General features: G+C 60.9%; 17 protein-coding genes and 1 tRNA gene. 14 read left to right on the forward strand and 4 right to left on the reverse strand.

The window, feature by feature from the left end; all coding sequences use genetic code 11:
- Position 1: 1 nt before the first annotated feature.
- Both ADU59_RS18180 and ADU59_RS30665 read right to left on the reverse strand, forming a co-directional pair.
- Positions 2–307 (reverse strand): helix-turn-helix domain-containing protein, encoded by a 306-nt coding sequence (locus ADU59_RS18180; protein WP_162843356.1) that lies wholly within the window; start codon positions 305–307, stop codon positions 2–4.
- Between the two features lie 43 nt (positions 308–350).
- Positions 351–494 carry a hypothetical protein gene (locus ADU59_RS30665; protein WP_158515734.1) on the reverse strand — a complete coding sequence of 48 codons (144 nt, stop codon included), beginning with the start codon at positions 492–494 and terminating at the stop codon, positions 351–353.
- Positions 495–892: 398 nt separating this feature from the next.
- Here ADU59_RS30665 and ADU59_RS18185 point away from each other — a divergent pair, with 398 nt between their 5' ends.
- Together ADU59_RS18185 and ADU59_RS30305 are read left to right on the forward strand one after the other, a co-directional pair.
- On the forward strand, positions 893–1861 hold the full coding sequence (locus ADU59_RS18185) for a GlxA family transcriptional regulator (RefSeq protein ID WP_068955561.1): 969 nt from the start codon (positions 893–895) through the stop codon (positions 1859–1861).
- 176 nt (positions 1862–2037) lie between these two features.
- A complete protein-coding gene (locus ADU59_RS30305) occupies positions 2038–2385 on the forward strand; it encodes a hypothetical protein (protein WP_139093192.1) in 348 nt (115 codons plus the stop codon).
- A gap of 171 nt (positions 2386–2556) precedes the next feature.
- On the opposite strand, the gene ADU59_RS18195 is transcribed toward ADU59_RS30305, so the two are convergent.
- Positions 2557–2632, reverse strand: a tRNA-Lys gene (locus tag ADU59_RS18195).
- A 191-nt stretch (positions 2633–2823) separates the two neighbouring features.
- Between ADU59_RS18195 and ADU59_RS18200 the strand changes: the two genes are divergently transcribed.
- Positions 2824–3573 (forward strand): cytochrome c biogenesis CcdA family protein, encoded by a 750-nt coding sequence (locus ADU59_RS18200; RefSeq protein ID WP_068955563.1) that lies wholly within the window; start codon positions 2824–2826, stop codon positions 3571–3573.
- Positions 3574–3604: 31 nt separating this feature from the next.
- Positions 3605–4582, forward strand: a complete 978-nt coding sequence (locus ADU59_RS18205; RefSeq protein ID WP_068955564.1) for an AEC family transporter — start codon at positions 3605–3607, stop codon at positions 4580–4582.
- On the opposite strand, the gene ADU59_RS18210 is transcribed toward ADU59_RS18205, so the two are convergent.
- Positions 4550–5755, reverse strand: coding sequence for a UbiH/UbiF family hydroxylase (locus ADU59_RS18210; protein ID WP_068955671.1), 1206 nt, complete (start codon positions 5753–5755; stop codon positions 4550–4552). The two genes, ADU59_RS18205 and ADU59_RS18210, sit on opposite strands and share 33 nt — an antisense overlap.
- Positions 5756–6036: 281 nt before the next feature.
- On the opposite strand from ADU59_RS18210, the gene pcsA reads away from it, so the two are divergent.
- The 10 genes from pcsA (at position 6037) to yjfF (ending at position 17340) form a co-directional block, all read left to right on the forward strand.
- Positions 6037–6762, forward strand: coding sequence for a phosphatidylcholine synthase (pcsA, locus tag ADU59_RS18220; protein ID WP_068955566.1), 726 nt, complete (start codon positions 6037–6039; stop codon positions 6760–6762).
- Positions 6763–6771: 9 nt separating this feature from the next.
- On the forward strand, positions 6772–7749 hold the full coding sequence (locus ADU59_RS18225; RefSeq protein ID WP_068955567.1) for a quinone oxidoreductase family protein: 978 nt from the start codon (positions 6772–6774) through the stop codon (positions 7747–7749).
- Positions 7750–7803: 54 nt separating this feature from the next.
- Positions 7804–9378 (forward strand): ABC transporter ATP-binding protein, encoded by a 1575-nt coding sequence (locus ADU59_RS18230; protein WP_068955568.1) that lies wholly within the window; start codon positions 7804–7806, stop codon positions 9376–9378.
- Positions 9368–10462, forward strand: a complete 1095-nt coding sequence (locus ADU59_RS18235; RefSeq protein WP_068955569.1) for an ABC transporter permease — start codon at positions 9368–9370, stop codon at positions 10460–10462. The genes ADU59_RS18230 and ADU59_RS18235 overlap by 11 nt, the downstream gene beginning before the upstream one ends.
- Positions 10462–11382, forward strand: coding sequence for an ABC transporter permease (locus ADU59_RS18240; RefSeq protein ID WP_068955570.1), 921 nt, complete (start codon positions 10462–10464; stop codon positions 11380–11382). The genes ADU59_RS18235 and ADU59_RS18240 overlap by 1 nt, the downstream gene beginning before the upstream one ends.
- A 43-nt stretch (positions 11383–11425) precedes the next feature.
- A complete protein-coding gene (locus ADU59_RS18245; RefSeq protein WP_068955571.1) occupies positions 11426–12496 on the forward strand; it encodes a BMP family ABC transporter substrate-binding protein in 1071 nt (356 codons plus the stop codon).
- A gap of 165 nt (positions 12497–12661) precedes the next feature.
- On the forward strand, positions 12662–13624 hold the full coding sequence (gene ytfQ / locus ADU59_RS18250; RefSeq protein WP_068955572.1) for a galactofuranose ABC transporter, galactofuranose-binding protein YtfQ: 963 nt from the start codon (positions 12662–12664) through the stop codon (positions 13622–13624).
- A 205-nt stretch (positions 13625–13829) separates the two neighbouring features.
- The gene (gene ytfR, locus ADU59_RS18255) at positions 13830–15353 is read left to right on the forward strand and encodes a galactofuranose ABC transporter, ATP-binding protein YtfR (protein WP_068955573.1); all 1524 of its coding nucleotides are present in this window, start codon (positions 13830–13832) and stop codon (positions 15351–15353) included.
- Positions 15350–16375, forward strand: coding sequence for an ABC transporter permease (locus ADU59_RS18260; protein WP_068955574.1), 1026 nt, complete (start codon positions 15350–15352; stop codon positions 16373–16375). Before ytfR ends, ADU59_RS18260 begins: the two co-directional genes overlap by 4 nt.
- Positions 16372–17340: a galactofuranose ABC transporter, permease protein YjfF gene (gene yjfF, locus ADU59_RS18265; RefSeq protein WP_068955575.1), complete on the forward strand. Its 969-nt coding sequence runs from the start codon at positions 16372–16374 to the stop codon at positions 17338–17340. Before ADU59_RS18260 ends, yjfF begins: the two co-directional genes overlap by 4 nt.
- The last annotated feature ends 11 nt before the right edge of the window (positions 17341–17351 follow it).

Raw genomic sequence — 17351 nt, forward strand, 5'->3', positions numbered from 1 at the left:
CCTAGCCTCCCGGCACCTCGTCATCTGCCGCCAGACCGCCTTCGTTTTCGAGGTTCGAAAGACGGCGTGCTTCCGAGCGGGTGAACTTGAGCTGGACACCCAGTCCTCTTTCTCCCTCCGGAATGAAGACGGCGCCGGCAGTCTCCAGGGCGGATTGAAGGGACAGGATGATGTCTGCCGCCGGTGTTTCGAGTTTTCGCTCGAATCTGGCGATCGTCTCCTCGTCGACACCGGAAAGCGTCGCCAGAAGCTGTCTGGATATGTCAACGAGTGCACGAGCGGCGCGGCATTGCGAGCCTGTTATCATGATCATCTCCGGTTGGATGAAGGGCGGCCACCGGTCGCTCAGGCTAAAGCACGAAGAAACCGATGATCGCAGCAATCGGCACGGGGACGCCGACCAGCCATATCAGCAGTTCGCGTACCATCATCTGGCGATAATACGATGCCTCGGGGCTTGAGGGAACAGCGGCTTGCACAGGTGGAACGGTCATGATCGCCTTCCGGGGCTAGAGGTAAAGCATCCAGACCGGGAGGACGGCGGCAAGCGGAGCGCCCATGAACCAAAGAAAACCAGCGCGCGGCATGACGATTTTTCTCCACGGATGAGCTGCTGTAACGCGCGGTTGCCGGGTTTCGTTCCGCCCGACCGATAGGGTCGATTTCACCGCCTCTGACCGTCTCCTCAGTGTGACAGCGAGATCAAAAAAAAGCGGGCCGAAAGCATCTCTGCCGTTCGACCCGTCCGGTAAAGATCGGATAAGGGTAGGGGGAATTTCCTGGCGCTCGCAGGCTGGAAGCACTGCGAACGGGAGGTCTCTTAACGCCGCCATCATGCCCGAGCGGCGACAATCGATTTGACATGAAGCGCAGAAAAATTGACATTTCTCGAATGTCCTTCAACAAGAATTTCATTCGCGGCCTCAAGGTCGTGATCGTTATCCTGCCGGAATCGTCGATCATGTCGCTGGCCTCGGTGCTGGATCCGATGCGTGCTGCGAATCGCGTGGCCGGCAGGGCGCTGTTCGAGTGGCAGATCCTGTCTGCCGATGGCTTGCCGGCTCTTCTGACCTGCGGTGTGCCGATTGCGGTCGACGGCGTTTTTTCGACGCGGGCAGAAGGCGATTTCCTGCTGGTCATTGGCGGGTTCAATCTGGAACGCCATGCGGGAAAACCGTTCATCGCCGCCTTGCAGGCCTGCGCGCGGCAATTTTCCGTTGTGGCCGGGATCGAATCGGGGTGCTGGCTGCTGGCGCGCTCCGGTCTGGTCAACGGACGCACGGCGACGGCGCACTGGGAGGAACTGGAGGATTTCGCGCTCGCCTTTCCCGATGTTTCCGTCCGGGCCGACCGGTTCGTCACCGACGGCAAATTCTGGACCTCCGGCGGCGCGTCGCCGACCTTCGACATGATGCTTCACATGATCCGGCAGCGATTCGGCTCGGCCGTTGCGCTCGATGTGGCCAGCATCTTCGTCTATGACGAGACCCATGCGGCAACGGACGCACAGCCGCTGGTGTCGCTCGGCCGGATGGAGGCGCTCGATCCGGAGCTTGCGCGGGCGATCCGGTTGATGGAGCGCACGCTCGACCGGCCTCTGTCGATCGCAGCCCTTGCTCTTCGCGCAGGGCAATCTCAACGTAAGCTCGAATTGCGGTTCGCCAAGGCGCTCGGCATCAGCCCGGGCCTCTATTATCTGCGGCTGCGCCTCCAGGCGGCGCACCGGCTGGTCAGCGATACGCAACTGAGCATACGGGAGATCGCGCTGCGCTCCGGCTTCGACAGCCTGTCGTCCTTCTCCCGCGCCTTCAAACACCAGTATGGAGAAAGCCCGCTGAAATGGCGGAAGGGGAGCCGATGATGGAGCGTACGGCCAACGATTGCGACAGTTTTTTCCGATCCGATCGTCGCGGTTTTTCCCGGATTAGCGCCTTTCTGCCGCCGATCAGGCGGACGAATCAAGGAATTCTCGTCGCCCTCCCTTGCCGCCATCGCCTTGACGCGCATATTCCATGTTTCAACGGAGAGGTGACGACAATGAAATCTTTGATTCTGGCCGCTGCTATCGGTCTTTCGAGCCTGACGATCGCAGGTTGCGTCAGCGAGGGTGGCTCCTATGACGGCGGCTATAACGGACGCCCCGTCTATTCCGATCGATACGAACGACCGGACAATCGCTGGCGCGACAGGAACGATTATTCCGGCCGCCGCAACGATGGCCGCCGGGACTGGAGCAACAATCAGGGCCGTACCGAACGGCGGGATCGGAACGACCGAAGGGACAACGTCCGCCGTTGCCCCGGCGATCCGCGTTGCGAAGTGCCGGAGTACAACAACGAACGGCCCGGCTACTACCGCCGTGACGGCCAGGCACAGGGCTATTGATTCCGGCTCCACGGCTGAATCGCTGAGGTTCTAGGGGACGAATCAACCGCACCGCTTTCACCGGCGGTGCGGTTCTGTTTCAGGGGAAGCGTTTTGTGGCGTTAACCGTTCGGCACCCATGTCTTGGGGACAAACTGCTATCTATATCTTTGGGAAAGGCAATTTTTAAAGTGGTGAGAGCGCAGGGATTCGAACCCTGGACCTACTGATTAAAAGTCAGTTGCTCTACCGACTGAGCTACGCTCTCCCAGGACCGGTCTGTTGTGCCCGGCGGAAGTGGGCGGACATATGCACAGCGGGCTTGTTTTGGTCAACCCAAAAAACGGGCGAAAATGCAAATTCGATGATTTACAAGGGGATCGCCAAAAGGTGATTGGTTTGGCGGGGGCTTCGGCGTTAAGACGGCGCGAGCTTGTTGCCGGCTGGAGTCTTTACCTGGTGTCGATCGCTGATATTTCCATCTGGACCGCGGTTCTTGCGGGCGCGCTGTCCTTCCTGTCGCCTTGCGTTCTGCCGCTGGTGCCGCCTTATCTCTGTTACATGGCAGGGATATCGGTCGACCAGTTTCGTGGCGGCGAGACGCAGGTCGCGGCTACGGGCACCCGGCGCGCGGTTTTTGGCGCGGCTTTCCTGTTCACGCTCGGCTTTGCCACCGTGTTCGTGGCGCTGGGGGCCGGTGCGTCGAGCATAGGCCTCGTGCTGCGCCAGCATATCGATATCCTCTCGCGCGTCGGCGGCATCGTCATCATCATCATGGGGCTGCATTTCCTCGGGGTCTTGCGCATCGGCATTCTCGGGCGCGAGGCGCGCTTCCAGGGCGGCGGAAAGCCGGCGACGCTGTCGGGCGCCTATATCATGGGCCTTGCCTTCGCTTTCGGCTGGACGCCCTGCATCGGCCCCGTGCTTGGCACCATCCTCGGCGTGGCCGCCGCCCGCGACACGGTCACCGACGGGGCGATGCTGCTGGCCGTCTATTCGCTGGGACTGGCCATTCCGTTCTGGATCGCCGCCGGCTTTTCGGGCGCCTTCATGAAATTCCTGTCACGCTTCCGCCGTCATCTCGGCCTTGTCGAAAAGCTGATGGGCGTATTCCTGATCCTGGCCGGCCTCGCCTTCGTCTTCGGGTTCATCAGTTCCATGGCAATCTGGTTCCAGGAGACCTTTCCCGTCCTGATGCAAATCGGCTAAGCACGGACTGTAAACAGAGGTCCCGTGCGCAATGGCCGAAATATCCGGTTTGGTACTGCCGTTCTTCGGCCTGATCTTTCTTGGTTATCTGACGGCCAGGCTGGCCCGGAATCCGGCCGGTGAGGGCGCCGGCGATGCCATGGGCTGGCTCAATACCTTCATCATCTATCTGGCCTTGCCCGCTTTGTTCTTCAAACTGGTTTCGAAGACGCCGATCGAGCAGTTGACCCGCTTCGATTTCGTTTTCGCCTCCATCGGTGCGACCTACACCGTGTTCGCGCTGGTTTTCGGCGCGGGCTATCTGATCCGCCGCAATTCTCTGGCCGAATCGACGGTGCAGGGATTGGCCGGAGCCTACGGCAATATCGGTTATATGGGGCCGGGGCTGGCATTGCTGGCGCTGGGTGAACCGGCGGCGGTGCCGGTGGCGCTGATCTTCTGCTTCGAGAATGTGCTGCATTTCATGGTGGCGCCTGCGATGATGGCGCTGGCCGGCGATGAAAAGAGCGCACCCGGCAAGCTGGCCGTCAATATTGCCAGGAAGATCCTGCTGCACCCGTTCATCCTGTCGACGATCGCCGGCGTGATCGCCGCATCGGTGTCGTTCCAGCCACCGCTTCCGGTTCAAAGGCTGATCGATTATCTGGCGCAGGCTGCGGCCCCTTGCGCCCTGTTTGCCATGGGCGTGACGCTGGCGCTGCGGCCTTTGAAACGCATCCCTGTTGAAATCGGCTATATCGTCCCGGCAAAGCTGATCCTGCATCCGGTACTGATGTATCTGGTTGTGAGCTTCGCCGGCAATTTCGAGCCGGTCTGGGTGCAGACGGCCGTGCTTCTGGCCGCGCTGCCGACGGCGACCAATGTGTTCGTCATCGGCCAGCAATACGGTGTCTGGCAGGAGCGGGCGTCGGCCACCATCCTGATTACCACCGTCTTGTCGGTGGCAACGGTGACGATGCTGCTCTATCTCATCGGTTCAGGCGCTCTTCCGGCCGATCTTTTCCCGTAAGGTGCCGCGCAGTGATTGCAGGGCGCTGCCGGGGTTGAGCCCTTCGCGCATCATCAGGTTGCGCAGCGGCGCAACGCTGGCCAATGCCTGCAGACCGGCTGCGCGCAGCATCTGCACCGGCAGGAAATCCGACAGCAGCGACCGATTGAGCAGATCGACGCTGACGGTGCGCGACAGGATATCCGCCCGCCGTTTGGCGTTGTATCGCGCGCCGATGTCGTCGGGAATGGGCGCCGAACCCAGCAGCGAAACGGCCGCCATGATGTCGCGCAGGCTGAGGTTGAGCCCCTGTGCGCCGATCGGCGGGAAGGCGTGCGCGGCTTCTCCGATAAGGATCGCACGTCCCTTGCCGAAGGATTTGGCGGCCATGCCGGACAGCGGAAAGGACTGGGGCGTGCCTTCGACGGTCACTTTGCCGAGCATCGACTGCATGCGCTGTTCGACGGCCAGAGACAGCGCGTCGGGCGAGAGCGCCAGCGTTGCTTCCGTATCCTCCGGTTTCTGGACCCAGACGAGGCTCGAGCGCAAACCGCCGGGCAGGGGCACCTGCGTGAAAGGACCGTGCGGCGTGTGGAATTCCGTCGAGACGTTCTGATGCGCCACCTGATGGGCAAAGTTGAGCACGACGGCGCTTTGCGGATAGGACCAGTTGTGTATCTCGATCCCGGCCGCCTCGCGCACGCCGGACCTTCTGCCATCGGCCCCGACGACAAGGCTGGCGGTCACGGTGCGGCCGTCATCGAGCGTCAGGATCGCCCGTTCGGCCTCGAATGCAACCTGCGACAGGCTTGCGACGATACGGCTGAGCGACGGCCGGGCTTCCGCTTCTTTCTCCAGCAGAGCGAGAAAGGGCGTATTGGGAATATTGTATCCGAAGGCATCGAGCCCGACCTCGGCGGCATGAAAGGTCACGGTCGGCGCCCGCAGCAGCCGGTTTGTCCCGTCGACGATTCGCATGCTGGAAAGCGGCGCCGCCAGTGGCGCGATCGCCGGCCAGAGACCAAGGTCACGGACGAGCGCGAGTGATTGATCCATCAGCGCCGTGGTGCGCCCGTCGGGCCGGCCGGCGGCAGGGGCGATCAGAGCGACGCTGCGGCCCGTGTCGGCAAGCGCCAGTGCTGCGAGCGATCCGGCCAGGCCTGCACCGACAACGGCAATTTCGAAGTGCTCCATGGCGTCCGGTCCCTGTGCATAGATGGTATGACAAGCGCTATTCTTAACCGTCACCGGCTGCGAAGGAAATGGGGTGAAATGGCGCAGATGGCGGGGCCGCATCCACAGCTGATTGCCGCGCTTTTCCAGAGAGTTGTGAATTTTGCTGGCAGCCAATCCGAAACGGTGCATATTACCGGCAACACCGCGCGACAAGGCGGGTACGGGAGCGTGGGCCGTGACAATGGCCGGTTCAGCATGCTTCGGGGGAAGCGCAGAGTAAGGACAGGGTGCGTCTGCCGATGAAGTTTTTCAATTACAAGCGCGTGCCCTACGCGGAAATACGCGCCTTTTCCGTCCATATCCTCACCGCATCCGGCTCGTTCCTAGCCTTTCTCGGCGTCGTTGCCGCTGCCGAACACCGGTTTGTCGACATGTTCTGGTGGCTGGGGCTGGCGCTTGCGGTCGACGGGATCGATGGTCCGATTGCCCGCAAGGTGCGCGTCAAGGAAGTGCTGCCCAACTGGTCCGGCGATACGCTCGACAATGTCATCGACTATGTGACCTATGTGCTGCTTCCTGCCTTTGCGCTGTATCAGAGCGGCATGATCGGCGAGCCCTGGTCCTTCTTTGCCGCCGGCGCGATTGTCGTCTCGAGCGCAATCTATTACGCCGATATGGGCATGAAGACCGACGAATATTTCTTTTCCGGCTTTCCTGTCGTCTGGAACATGGTGGTGTTCACGCTCTTCGTCATCGACGCCAGCGAACTGGCTGCCTCGATCGTCGTGTTCGTCTCGGTCGTCCTTACCTTCATGCCGATCAATTTTCTGCATCCGGTGCGTGTCCAGCGTCTGAGGCTGCTCAATCTCGCGGTCTTTACCGTCTGGTCGGTGCTCAGCGGCTATGCGCTGCTGCTGCATTTCGATACGCCCGCATGGGTCGTCGCCGGCGTCGTCGGCACCGGCATCTATCTCTATGTCATCGGTTTCGTCTTGCAGATATTCCCCCGCCTTGGGCGGGGTTGAGGAGGTTTCATGGCACAGGCCATCATGGTGCGCTCGCTTGGCGGGCCGGACGTTCTGAAAATCGAGGGCATCACGCTGTCGGCCCCCGGGCCGGGCGAAGTTCAGATTCGCCAGGTCGCGGTCGGCGTCAATTTCATCGACGTCTATTTCCGGACCGGCCTCTACAAGTCGGCGGAAGGGCTGCCCTTCATTCCCGGCAAGGAAGGCGCCGGCGTCGTCACCGCGGTGGGCGCCAATGTCAACACGTTCTCGGTCGGCGATCGCGTCGCCTATGCGTCGTCTGACGGTGCCTATGCCAGCGAGCGCAACATCGAGATTTCGCAACTGGTGAAAGTGCCTGACGACATCACGCTGGAAACCGCGGCGGCGATGATGCTGAAGGGCATGACAGCGCAGTACCTGCTCAACCAGACCTTCAAGGTCGGCCCTGGAACCACATTGCTGTTTCATGCGGCAGCCGGCGGTGTCGGTCTGATCGCAGGCCAGTGGGCCAAGGCGCTCGGCGCCACCGTTATCGGTACGGCCGGTTCGCAGGACAAGATCGACCTGGCGCTGGCCCATGGCTACGATCATGTCATCAACTACCGCACGGACAATTTCGTGGCCCAGGTCAAGGAGATCACCAACGGCAAGGGCGTCGATGTCGTCTATGACTCGGTTGGCAAGGACACCTATCCCGCCTCGCTCGACTGCATCAAGCCGCGTGGCCTCTGGGTCAGCTTCGGCAATTCTTCCGGTCCCGTAGAGGGCGTCAATATCGGCATTCTCGCGCAGAAGGGTTCGCTGTTTGCCACGCGCCCGACCTTGTTCAGCTATGTGTCGACGCGGCCCGCTCTGGAGGCATGTGCAAAGTCTCTGTTTGATATTGTGCAAAGCAACAAAGTGCGTATCAATATCAACCAGACCTATGCATTGGCCGATGCAAGCCAGGCGCATGCGGATCTCGAAGCAAGAAAAACGAGCGGAACAACATTGCTGATTCCTTGAGGCAAGCCGGAAAGGCAGCCAGGGTCGCGAAGCATTGAGAAAAGAGGGGACGGCGTGCCGGCTGAGGGAGAACCCGTGAACGGTCCATTGCTGGCTGTTGGCCAATTGACGAAACTGTTCGGCACATTCGCTGCCTGTGACGGAATCAATCTCGATATCAGGCCGGGTGAAATCCATGCGCTTCTGGGCGAGAATGGCGCCGGCAAATCGACTCTCGTCAAGATGCTGTTCGGCGTGCTGGCCCCCACCAGCGGCGAGATCGTCTGGCAGGGGCAACCGGTGCGGATCGTCAGCCCGAGTGCGGCGCGCAAACTCGGCATCGGCATGGTGTTCCAGCATTTTTCGCTGTTCGAGGCGTTGACGGTTGCGGAAAACATCGCCCTGTCGATGGATCCCGGCGTCTCCCTTTCGAAGATCGCCAGGGAAGCCTCGGATCTGTCGCATGCCTACGGCCTTCCGCTCGATCCGCATGCGCATGTGGCCGACCTTTCGGTTGGCGAACGCCAGCGCATCGAGATCGTCCGGGCGCTGCTGCAGAACCCCAAACTGATCATTCTCGACGAGCCGACCTCGGTGCTGACCCCGCAGGAGGCCGACCGGCTGTTCGAAACGCTGAACAAGCTCAAGTCCGAGGGGCGTTCCGTTCTCTATATCAGCCACCGTCTGGAAGAGGTGCAGCGCATCTGCGACCGTGCGACGGTGCTGCGCCACGGCAAAGTGACCGGCGCCTGCGATCCGCGCAAGGAAACACCGTCCTCGCTGGCGCGGATGATGGTCGGCAGCGATGTCGCGCATGTCAGCGCTGAGGGAACGAACACCAAGGGCGCGGTCAAGCTTGAGGCCCGGCATCTGTCTGCTTCGGCGAGAACGCCCTTTGCCGTTTCGCTGAAAAACATCTGCCTCAAGGTCCACGCAGGCGAGGTTCTGGCGATCGCCGGTGTTGCCGGAAACGGGCAGGGCGAGCTTTTTGATGCGCTGTCGGGCGAATATCCGGTCGCCAGCGACGATGTCATTCGCATATCCGACAAGCCTGTCGGCACCCGCGGCATCAATGCCCGCCGGCTGATGGGCGCGGGGTTTGTGCCGGAGGAGCGGCATGGACACGCAGCCGTGTCGGCTCTGTCGCTCTCCGACAATCTCGTGCTCGCCCGCAGCCAGTCCGATCGCCGGGCCTTTCTCGGTGGCGGCGTGCTCGGGCTCATCCGGCAGGATGCGGTGAAAATGGCGGCAAAGCGCATTTCCGCGGCCATGGACGTGCGCAAGAGCGGGGAAAACCCGCCTGCCGGCTCGCTGTCGGGCGGCAACCTGCAAAAATTCATCGTCGGCCGCGAACTCGACCGCCAGCCGACGGTTCTGGTCGTCAATCAGCCGACCTGGGGTGTCGATGCCGGTGCGGCCAGCCGCATCCGCCAGGCGCTCGTCGATCTCGCCAAATCCGGCTCCGCCGTGCTGGTCATCAGCCAGGATCTGGACGAGATTTTCGAGGTGGCGACTGAGATCGCGGTGATCAGCGAAGGCAAGCTTTCCGACATTTACCCTGCCGCTGAACTGTCGCGGGAAAAGATCGGCCTACTGATGGGCGGCATGTATGGCAAGACCGAGACCGCGGAGACGGCGCATGCGCATTGAACTGGAAAGACGCCCGGACATTTCCAGGCTGTATTCGATTCTATCGCCGTTCATTGCGCTCGGGCTGACGTTGATCTTCGGCGGCATCATGTTCATGCTGCTGGGCAAGGATCCGGTGGCGGCGCTCTACAGTTTCTTCATCGAACCGTTGACCGAGATCTGGTCGCTGCACGAACTGGCGATCAAGGCGGCACCGCTCATTCTGATCGCGGTCGGTCTTTCGGTGTGTTTCCGCTCGAACAACTGGAATATCGGGGCCGAAGGCCAGTTCATCATGGGGGCGATCGCCGGCTCTATCCTGCCCGTGGTCTTCCACGAGTGGCATTCGCCTTGGGTGCTGCCGCTGATGATGGTGTTCGGCATGCTCGGCGGTGCGCTGTTTGCGGGTATTCCCGCCTTTCTCAAGGCGCACCTGAACACCAATGAAATCCTCACCAGCCTGATGCTGGTCTATGTCGCGCAACTGTTCCTCGACTGGCTGGTGCGTGGCCCCTGGCGCAATCCGGGTGGCATGAACTTTCCCGAGACGCGAACCTTTGACGCGTCGGCCGTCCTGCCGGAAATGATCGCTTCGGGCCGGGCCCATTGGGGCTTCGGTTTCGCGATCCTGGCGGCCATCCTGATCTGGTTCATGATGCGTTACACGCTGAAGGGCTTCGAGATCACTGTGCTCGGGCAATCCGAGCGGGCAGGGCGATTTGCCGGCTTCTCGTCGCGCAAGATGATCTGGTTTTCCATGCTGCTGTCGGGCGCGCTGGCAGGTCTTGCCGGTATCGCCGAGGTCAGCGGCGCCATCCAGCAATTGCGCCCGGTCATTTCGCCCGGTTATGGCTTCACCGCGATCATCGTCGCCTTCCTCGGACGGCTCAATCCGCTCGGGATTATCGTCGCAGGCCTTGTTCTGGCGCTCACCTATCTTGGCGGCGAGGCGGTGCAGGTTTCGCTGCAAATTTCCGACAAGCCGATCCGGGTTTTCCAGGGGCTTCTGCTGTTCTTCGTCCTCTCCTGCGACACGCTGATTCACTACAAGATCAGGATCGTCTGGGCTGATCTGAGCGACACGACTGCGGATGGGGTGCGCTGATGGGAATTTTCGAAGCCATCCTGCTGACGGTCATCACGGCGGCGACACCGCTGGTTCTGGCGGCCATCGGTGAGCTCGTTACCGAACGTTCCGGTGTTCTCAATCTCGGTGTCGAGGGCATGATGATCATGGGGGCCGCATGCGCCTTCATCGCCACGCAATTGACGGGCTCCCCCTATGTCGGCATCCTCGCAGGCATCGTGTCCGGGGCGTTGTTCTCGCTGCTGTTCGGCTTTCTGACCTTGACGCTCGTTGCCAACCAGGTCGCGACGGGGTTGGCCTTGACCATTCTCGGGCTCGGCGTCTCCGGCATGATCGGTGAAGCCTATGTCGGGCAATCCGGCATAAAACTGCCGCAGATCGTCTTTCCGGTTCTGTCGGATATCCCGTTTCTGGGGCCGCTTCTGTTCAAGCAGGATCTGATCTTCTATCTATCGATCGCGCTTGTCGCGGGCGTGCACTGGTTCCTGTTCAGAAGCCGCGCCGGATTGAAACTGCGCTCCGTCGGAGACAGCCATGCCTCGGCCCATGCGCTCGGCATCAATGTCATCCGCACACGTTATCTGGCCGTCATGTTCGGCGGCGCCTGCGCCGGGCTGGCCGGTGCGCAGCTGTCATTGGTCTATACGCCGCAATGGGCGGAAAACATGTCGGCCGGGCGCGGCTGGATTGCACTGGCGCTGGTCGTCTTTGCGTCCTGGCGGCCGTGGCGGATCGTTATTGGCGGTTACCTGTTCGGCGCCGTGTCGATCAGCCAGCTTTATGCACAGGCGTTCGGCATCGGAATTCCGTCGCAGTTTCTTTCTGCTCTTCCCTATCTGGCGACAATCGTCGTACTAATCCTCATCTCGCATAATCGGCGGATGACGCTGATCAATACACCGGCGGCGCTGGGCAAACCTTTCGTGCCCGACCGGTGATTCAAAAGACAACATCAGAATACTCAAACCGACAGGGGTCAAAATGAAAAAACTTCTCTTCGCACTCGCCACGACGGCAGCCGTGATCGGCTTTTCCGCCGCTGCGAACGCCGCCGACAAGGCAAAGATCTGCTTCGTCTATGTCGGCTCGAAGACCGACGGCGGCTGGACTCAGGCGCATGACCTTGGCCGCCTGGAGCTTGAAAAAGCCCTTGGCGACAAGATTGAAACGCAGTTCCTCGAAAACGTTCCGGAAGGTCCGGATGCCGAGCGCGCCATCGAGCGCCTGGCGCGGTCCGGCTGCGGCCTGATCTTCACCACCTCGTTCGGCTTCATGGATGCCACCGTCAAGATCGCCGCGAAGTTCCCGGATGTGAAGTTCGAGCATGCGACCGGCTACAAGACGGCACCGAACCTTGCCACCTACAACAGCCGCTTCTACGAAGGCCGCTATATCCAGGGCCAGATCGCGGCCAAGGTCTCTAAGGACGGTGTTGCCGGTTACATCGCGTCCTTCCCGATCCCGGAAGTGGTGATGGGGATCAATTCCTTCCTGATCGGCGCACGTTCGATCAATCCCGACTTCAAGCTGAAGGTCGTATGGGCAAACACCTGGTTTGACCCGGGCAAGGAAGCCGATGCCGCCAAGGCACTGATCGACCAGGGCGTCGATGTGTTGACGCAGCATACCGACACCACCGCGCCGATGCAGGTTGCCGCCGAACGTGGCATCAAGGCCTTCGGCCAGGCATCCGACATGATCAAGGCCGGCCCGGAAACGCAGCTGACCGCGATCGTCGATACCTGGGGCGCCTACTACATCAAGCGCACCCAGGCCTTTATCGACGGCAAGTGGGAAACGACCTCGAGCTGGGACGGCCTCAAGGACGGCATCCTGTCGATGGCGCCCTATACCAACATGCCCGACGACGTGAAGGCGCTGGCGGAAGAAACCCAGAAGAAGATCGAATCGGGCGAACTGAAGCCCTTCACCGGCCCGCTGAAAAAGCAGGACGGTTCCGAGTGGCTGGCCGCTGGCGTATCGTCGGATGACGGCACGCTGCTCGGCATGAACTTCTACGTTGAAGGCGTCGACGACAAGCTGCCGCAATAAATTCGGGCTTGTATTTTGCAATCAGGGAGGGCGGCCGCAGGGGCGCCCTCTTTTGATTCCGGCTTGGGAAAATTTGCGCAAACCAGGCAAAATACGGTTTACATAAGTCATATAGTATGATTTTTTACCTGTGCTGCGAGGAGCAGCTTTCTTTGGGAGGAAATCATGAAATTGAAGACAGCACTCGCGAGTGCAACGATTCTTGCCGCCTGCATGTTTGGTTCGGCCTCTGCAGCAGATCTGACGATCGGCTTTTCGCAGATCGGTTCGGAATCCGGCTGGCGCGCCGCTGAAACCACATTGACCAAACAGCAGGCCGAAAAACGCGGTATCGACCTGAAGTTCGCCGATGCTCAGCAGAAGCAGGAAAACCAGATCAAGGCGCTGCGCTCCTTCATCGCTCAGGGCGTCAATGCCATTCTGATCGCACCGGTTGTAGCGACCGGCTGGGATGAGGTCCTGACCGAAGCCAAGGATGCCAACATTCCGGTCATCCTGCTCGACCGCACGGTTGATTCGAAGGACGATCTCTACCTGACGGCCGTCACCTCCGATCTCGTCCATGAAGGCAATGTTGCGGGCAAGTGGCTTGTCGATGCGACGGCCGGCAAGCCTTGCAACGTCGTCGAGCTTCAGGGTACCACCGGTTCGTCTCCGGCGATCGATCGCAAGAAGGGCTTCGAAGAAGCGCTGAAAGGCCACGACAACCTGAAGATCGTCCGCAGCCAGACCGGCGACTTTACCCGCACCAAGGGCAAGGAAGTCATGGAAAGCTTCCTGAAGGCGGAAGACGGCGGCAAGAAGATCTGCGCGCTCTACGCCCACAATGACGATATGGCTGTCGGCGCCATCCAGGCGATCAAGGAAGCCGGCCTGAAGCCCGGCAAGGACATCCTCGTCGTCTCGATCGATGCCGTTCCGGATATCTTCCAGGCAATGGCGGCCGGTGAGGCGAACGCCACCGTCGAACTGACCCCGAACATGGCCGGCCCGGCGCTCGACGCGCTCGAAGCCTATCTCAAGGACGGCACCAAGCCTGCCAAGTGGATACAGACCGAATCGAAGCTCTATACCCAGGCTGACGATCCGCAGAAGGTCTACGAAGAAAAGAAGGGCCTCGGCTACTGATCGATTGCCGGCATCGTAACGCTCGCACCAGTGGTCTTCGGACTGCTGGTGCCGATGGGAACACGATGCCGGCGCATCGCCTTTCGCCACCGGATCTCCGAAGTGTCCAACGCCACGATATCGGCCGCGCGTTGTCCGGACGGTGGTATATTCCGTGGCAATCCGTAAGCTGCGGATACTCTCGTTTCCTCAAGAAGCCGGTTTCATGCAAAACACCTCAAACGATATTCTTGTCGCCGCCGGGATCGTGAAAACCTTTCCGGGCGCCATCGCCCTCAACAAGGTCGACTTCTCGCTGCGCCGCGGCGAAGTGCATGCGCTGCTCGGCGAAAATGGCGCCGGCAAATCCACCCTGATCAAATGCATGACCGGCGCCTATCGCCGTGATGCGGGTACATTGACGCTTGACGGCGATGAGATCGATCCGCGCGACACGCTCAATGCCCAAAAGCTCGGGATTGGCACCGTCTATCAGGAGGTCAATCTGCTTGGAAATCTGAGCGTTGCCGAAAATCTCTTTCTCGGCCGCCAGCCGCGCCGTTTCGGCCTCATCCAGACCGGCGAAATGAGGAAGCGGGCCAATGCCTTGCTCGCGCAGTATGGTATCGACATCAACGTTTCCGCAGCGCTCGAAAGCTATTCCGTCGCGATCCAGCAGGTGGTGGCGATTGCCCGCGCCGTCGATCTCTCCGGCAAGGTCTTGATCCTCGACGAACCGACCGCCAGCCTCGATGCGCAGGAGGTGGAGATGCTTTTTGGCATCGTGCGGAGTTTGAAGGCGAGGGGGCTTGGTATCGTCTTCATCACGCATTTTCTGGAGCAGGTCTATGACCTCTCGGATCGTATCACCGTGCTGCGCAACGGCCAGTTGGTCGGCACGCGCGACACCGCCTCGCTGCCACGCAGGGAGCTGGTAACGATGATGCTCGGCCATGAGCTTCAGTCGGTGGAAAAGGCTGTTGCCGCAACCGATACCGCAAGTGGCCCGATTCAATTCCGCTTTTCGAATTATGGCAAGGCCGGCAAGATCAAGCCGTTCGATCTGGAGGTCCGCAAGGGCGAGGTCGTCGGCATCGCCGGTTTGCTGGGCTCCGGCCGCACCGAGACGGCCGAACTGATGTTCGGCGTGCACAAGGCCGATAGCGGCGCCGCCGAAATCGCCGGCAAGCCGGCCAATCTGTCCTCTCCCCGTGCGGCCATTGCGGAGGGCTTCGGCTTTTGCCCCGAGGATCGCAAGCTGGACGGCATCATCGGCGAACTCTCCGTTCGCGAAAACATCGCCCTGGCGTTGCAGGCGCGGCGCGGCTGGGCCCGGCCATTGTCTGCATCCGAACAGAATGCCCTGGCCGACCGCTATATCAAGGCGCTGGATATCCGCACCAGCGATCGCGAGAAGCCAATCCGGCTGCTGTCGGGCGGCAACCAGCAGAAAGCCATCCTGGCGCGCTGGCTGGCCACCAATCCGCAGTTTCTCATTCTCGACGAGCCGACACGCGGCATCGATGTCGGCGCCCATGCGGAAATCATCCGGCTGATCGGTGAACTCTGTGCGCAGGGCATGTCGCTGATCGTCATTTCATCCGAGCTTGAAGAGCTTGTGGCTTACAGCTCGAGGATCATCGTCCTGCGTGACCGCGCGCATGTGGCGGAGCTGACCGGCAGCGAAATCACCACCGAACACATCGTCAATGCCATTGCCGCGGCAACGGTCTCTGGAGGCGCGCAATGATCGACAACGCAAAACGCCTTGGCCGCCGCCTGCTTCCGCAATTCATCGCACTGGCGATGATACTGGTGCTGATCCGGCTCGTCTTTCCGGATTTCTTCTCCATTACGATCCAGAACGGGCGGCTCTACGGAAGCCTGATCGATATTCTCAACCGCGGTGCCCCTGTGGCCCTTCTGGCCGTCGGCATGACGGTGGTCATTGCCACCAAGGGGATCGACCTCTCCGTCGGGGCGGTCATGGCCATCTGTGGCGCCGTCGCAGCCGCATCCAGCGTGCGGGGCGATCCGCTCGTCGTGACATTGGCGCTTTCCCTCGGCACGGGGCTCATCTGCGGTGTCTGGAACGGCTTTCTCGTCTCCGTCCTCAATATCCAGCCGATCATCGCCACTTTGGTCCTGATGGTCGCCGGGCGCGGTATCGCCCAGCTGGTGACGGAAGGCGCAATCCTGACCTTCAACGATCCCGGCCTGATCTTCATCGGCAGCGGTTCGTTCCTGGGCCTGCCGATGCCGGTTGTCATCTGGCTGGTATTCGGCATTGCCGTGGCACTGCTGGTACGGCGCACGGCGCTCGGCATGCTGATCGAGGCCGTCGGCATCAACCGCCGCGCCAGCACGCTTTCAGGTATCCAGACGCCCTTGCTGCTGATGGCCGCCTATATGCTGTCGGGTCTGTGCGCTGCCATCGCCGGCCTGATCGTGACTGCCGACATTCGCGGCGCCGATGCCAACAATGCCGGGCTGTGGCTCGAGCTTGACGCCATTCTCGCCGTTGTCGTCGGCGGTACATCGCTGCTCGGCGGCCGGTTCAGCATCGTCGCTTCGCTGATCGGCGCGCTGATCATTCAGGCGGTCAACACCGGCATCCTGTCGTCCGGCTTCCCGCCGGAGTTCAACCTGATCATCAAGGCTGCGATCATCGTCATCATCCTCGTCATCCAGTCGCCGCGCGTACAGGCCGGCGTATCGTTCCTGAGCCGAAAATCCGTTCGCAGAGAGACAGCGGAGCAGTCCGTCCGATGAACCAGAAATATCTTCCGCTGATCGCGACCATCGTCATCTTCGTCGTCTCCTACGCGGCCTGCGCCGCGCAATATCCGAATATCCTGTCGACGCGGGTGATCGGCAACCTTCTGACAGACAACGCCTTTCTCGGCATCGCCGCGGTCGGCATGACCTTCGTCATCCTGTCGGGCGGTATCGATCTGTCGATCGGCTCGGTCATCGCCTTCACCGGCATATTTCTGGCGGTCATCCTGCAGAACACCAGCATCCATCCGCTGGCCGCCTTCGCGCTCGTTCTTGTCATCACCACGCTGTTCGGCGCCGTCATGGGGGCGATCATCCATTATCTGGAAATGCCGGCCTTCATCGTCACGCTCGCCGGCATGTTCCTCGCGCGCGGTATGGCCTTCGTGCTGTCGATCGATTCCATCCCGATCAAGCACCCGTTCTATGCGACGATGAAGACGTTTTACTACATACTGCCGGGCGGCGGGCGGATCACGCTGATCGGCGGGCTGATGCTGCTGGTCTTCGCCATCGGCATTCTCATCGCCCAGCGGACCCGCTTCGGCACCAATGTCTATGCGCTCGGTGGCGGTGCGCAGACATCGGCTCTGATGGGGGTTCCCGTTGGTCGCACGACGATCATGATCTACGGGCTTTCGGGCTTTCTCGCCGGGCTTTCGGGAATCGTTTATTCCCTCTACACGTCAGCCGGCTATTCGCTCGCCACCGTCGGGGTCGAGCTGGATGCGATTGCCGCCGTGGTGATCGGAGGAACGCTTCTGACGGGAGGTGCCGGGTTTGTTGGAGGAACACTCGTCGGCGTTTTGATTCAAGGATTGATCCAGACCTACATCACTTTCGATGGTTCGCTGTCGAGTTGGTGGACGAAAATTCTGATCGGTGCTTTGTTATTTGCATTCATTCTGATGCAAAAGGGCATCCTGTTTTTGTCACGGCAGAACAGAAAGTATTCCTGAGGGGGGAGTTG

The organism is Pararhizobium polonicum (assembly GCF_001687365.1).
Taxonomy (GTDB): Bacteria; Pseudomonadota; Alphaproteobacteria; order Rhizobiales; family Rhizobiaceae; genus Pararhizobium; species Pararhizobium polonicum.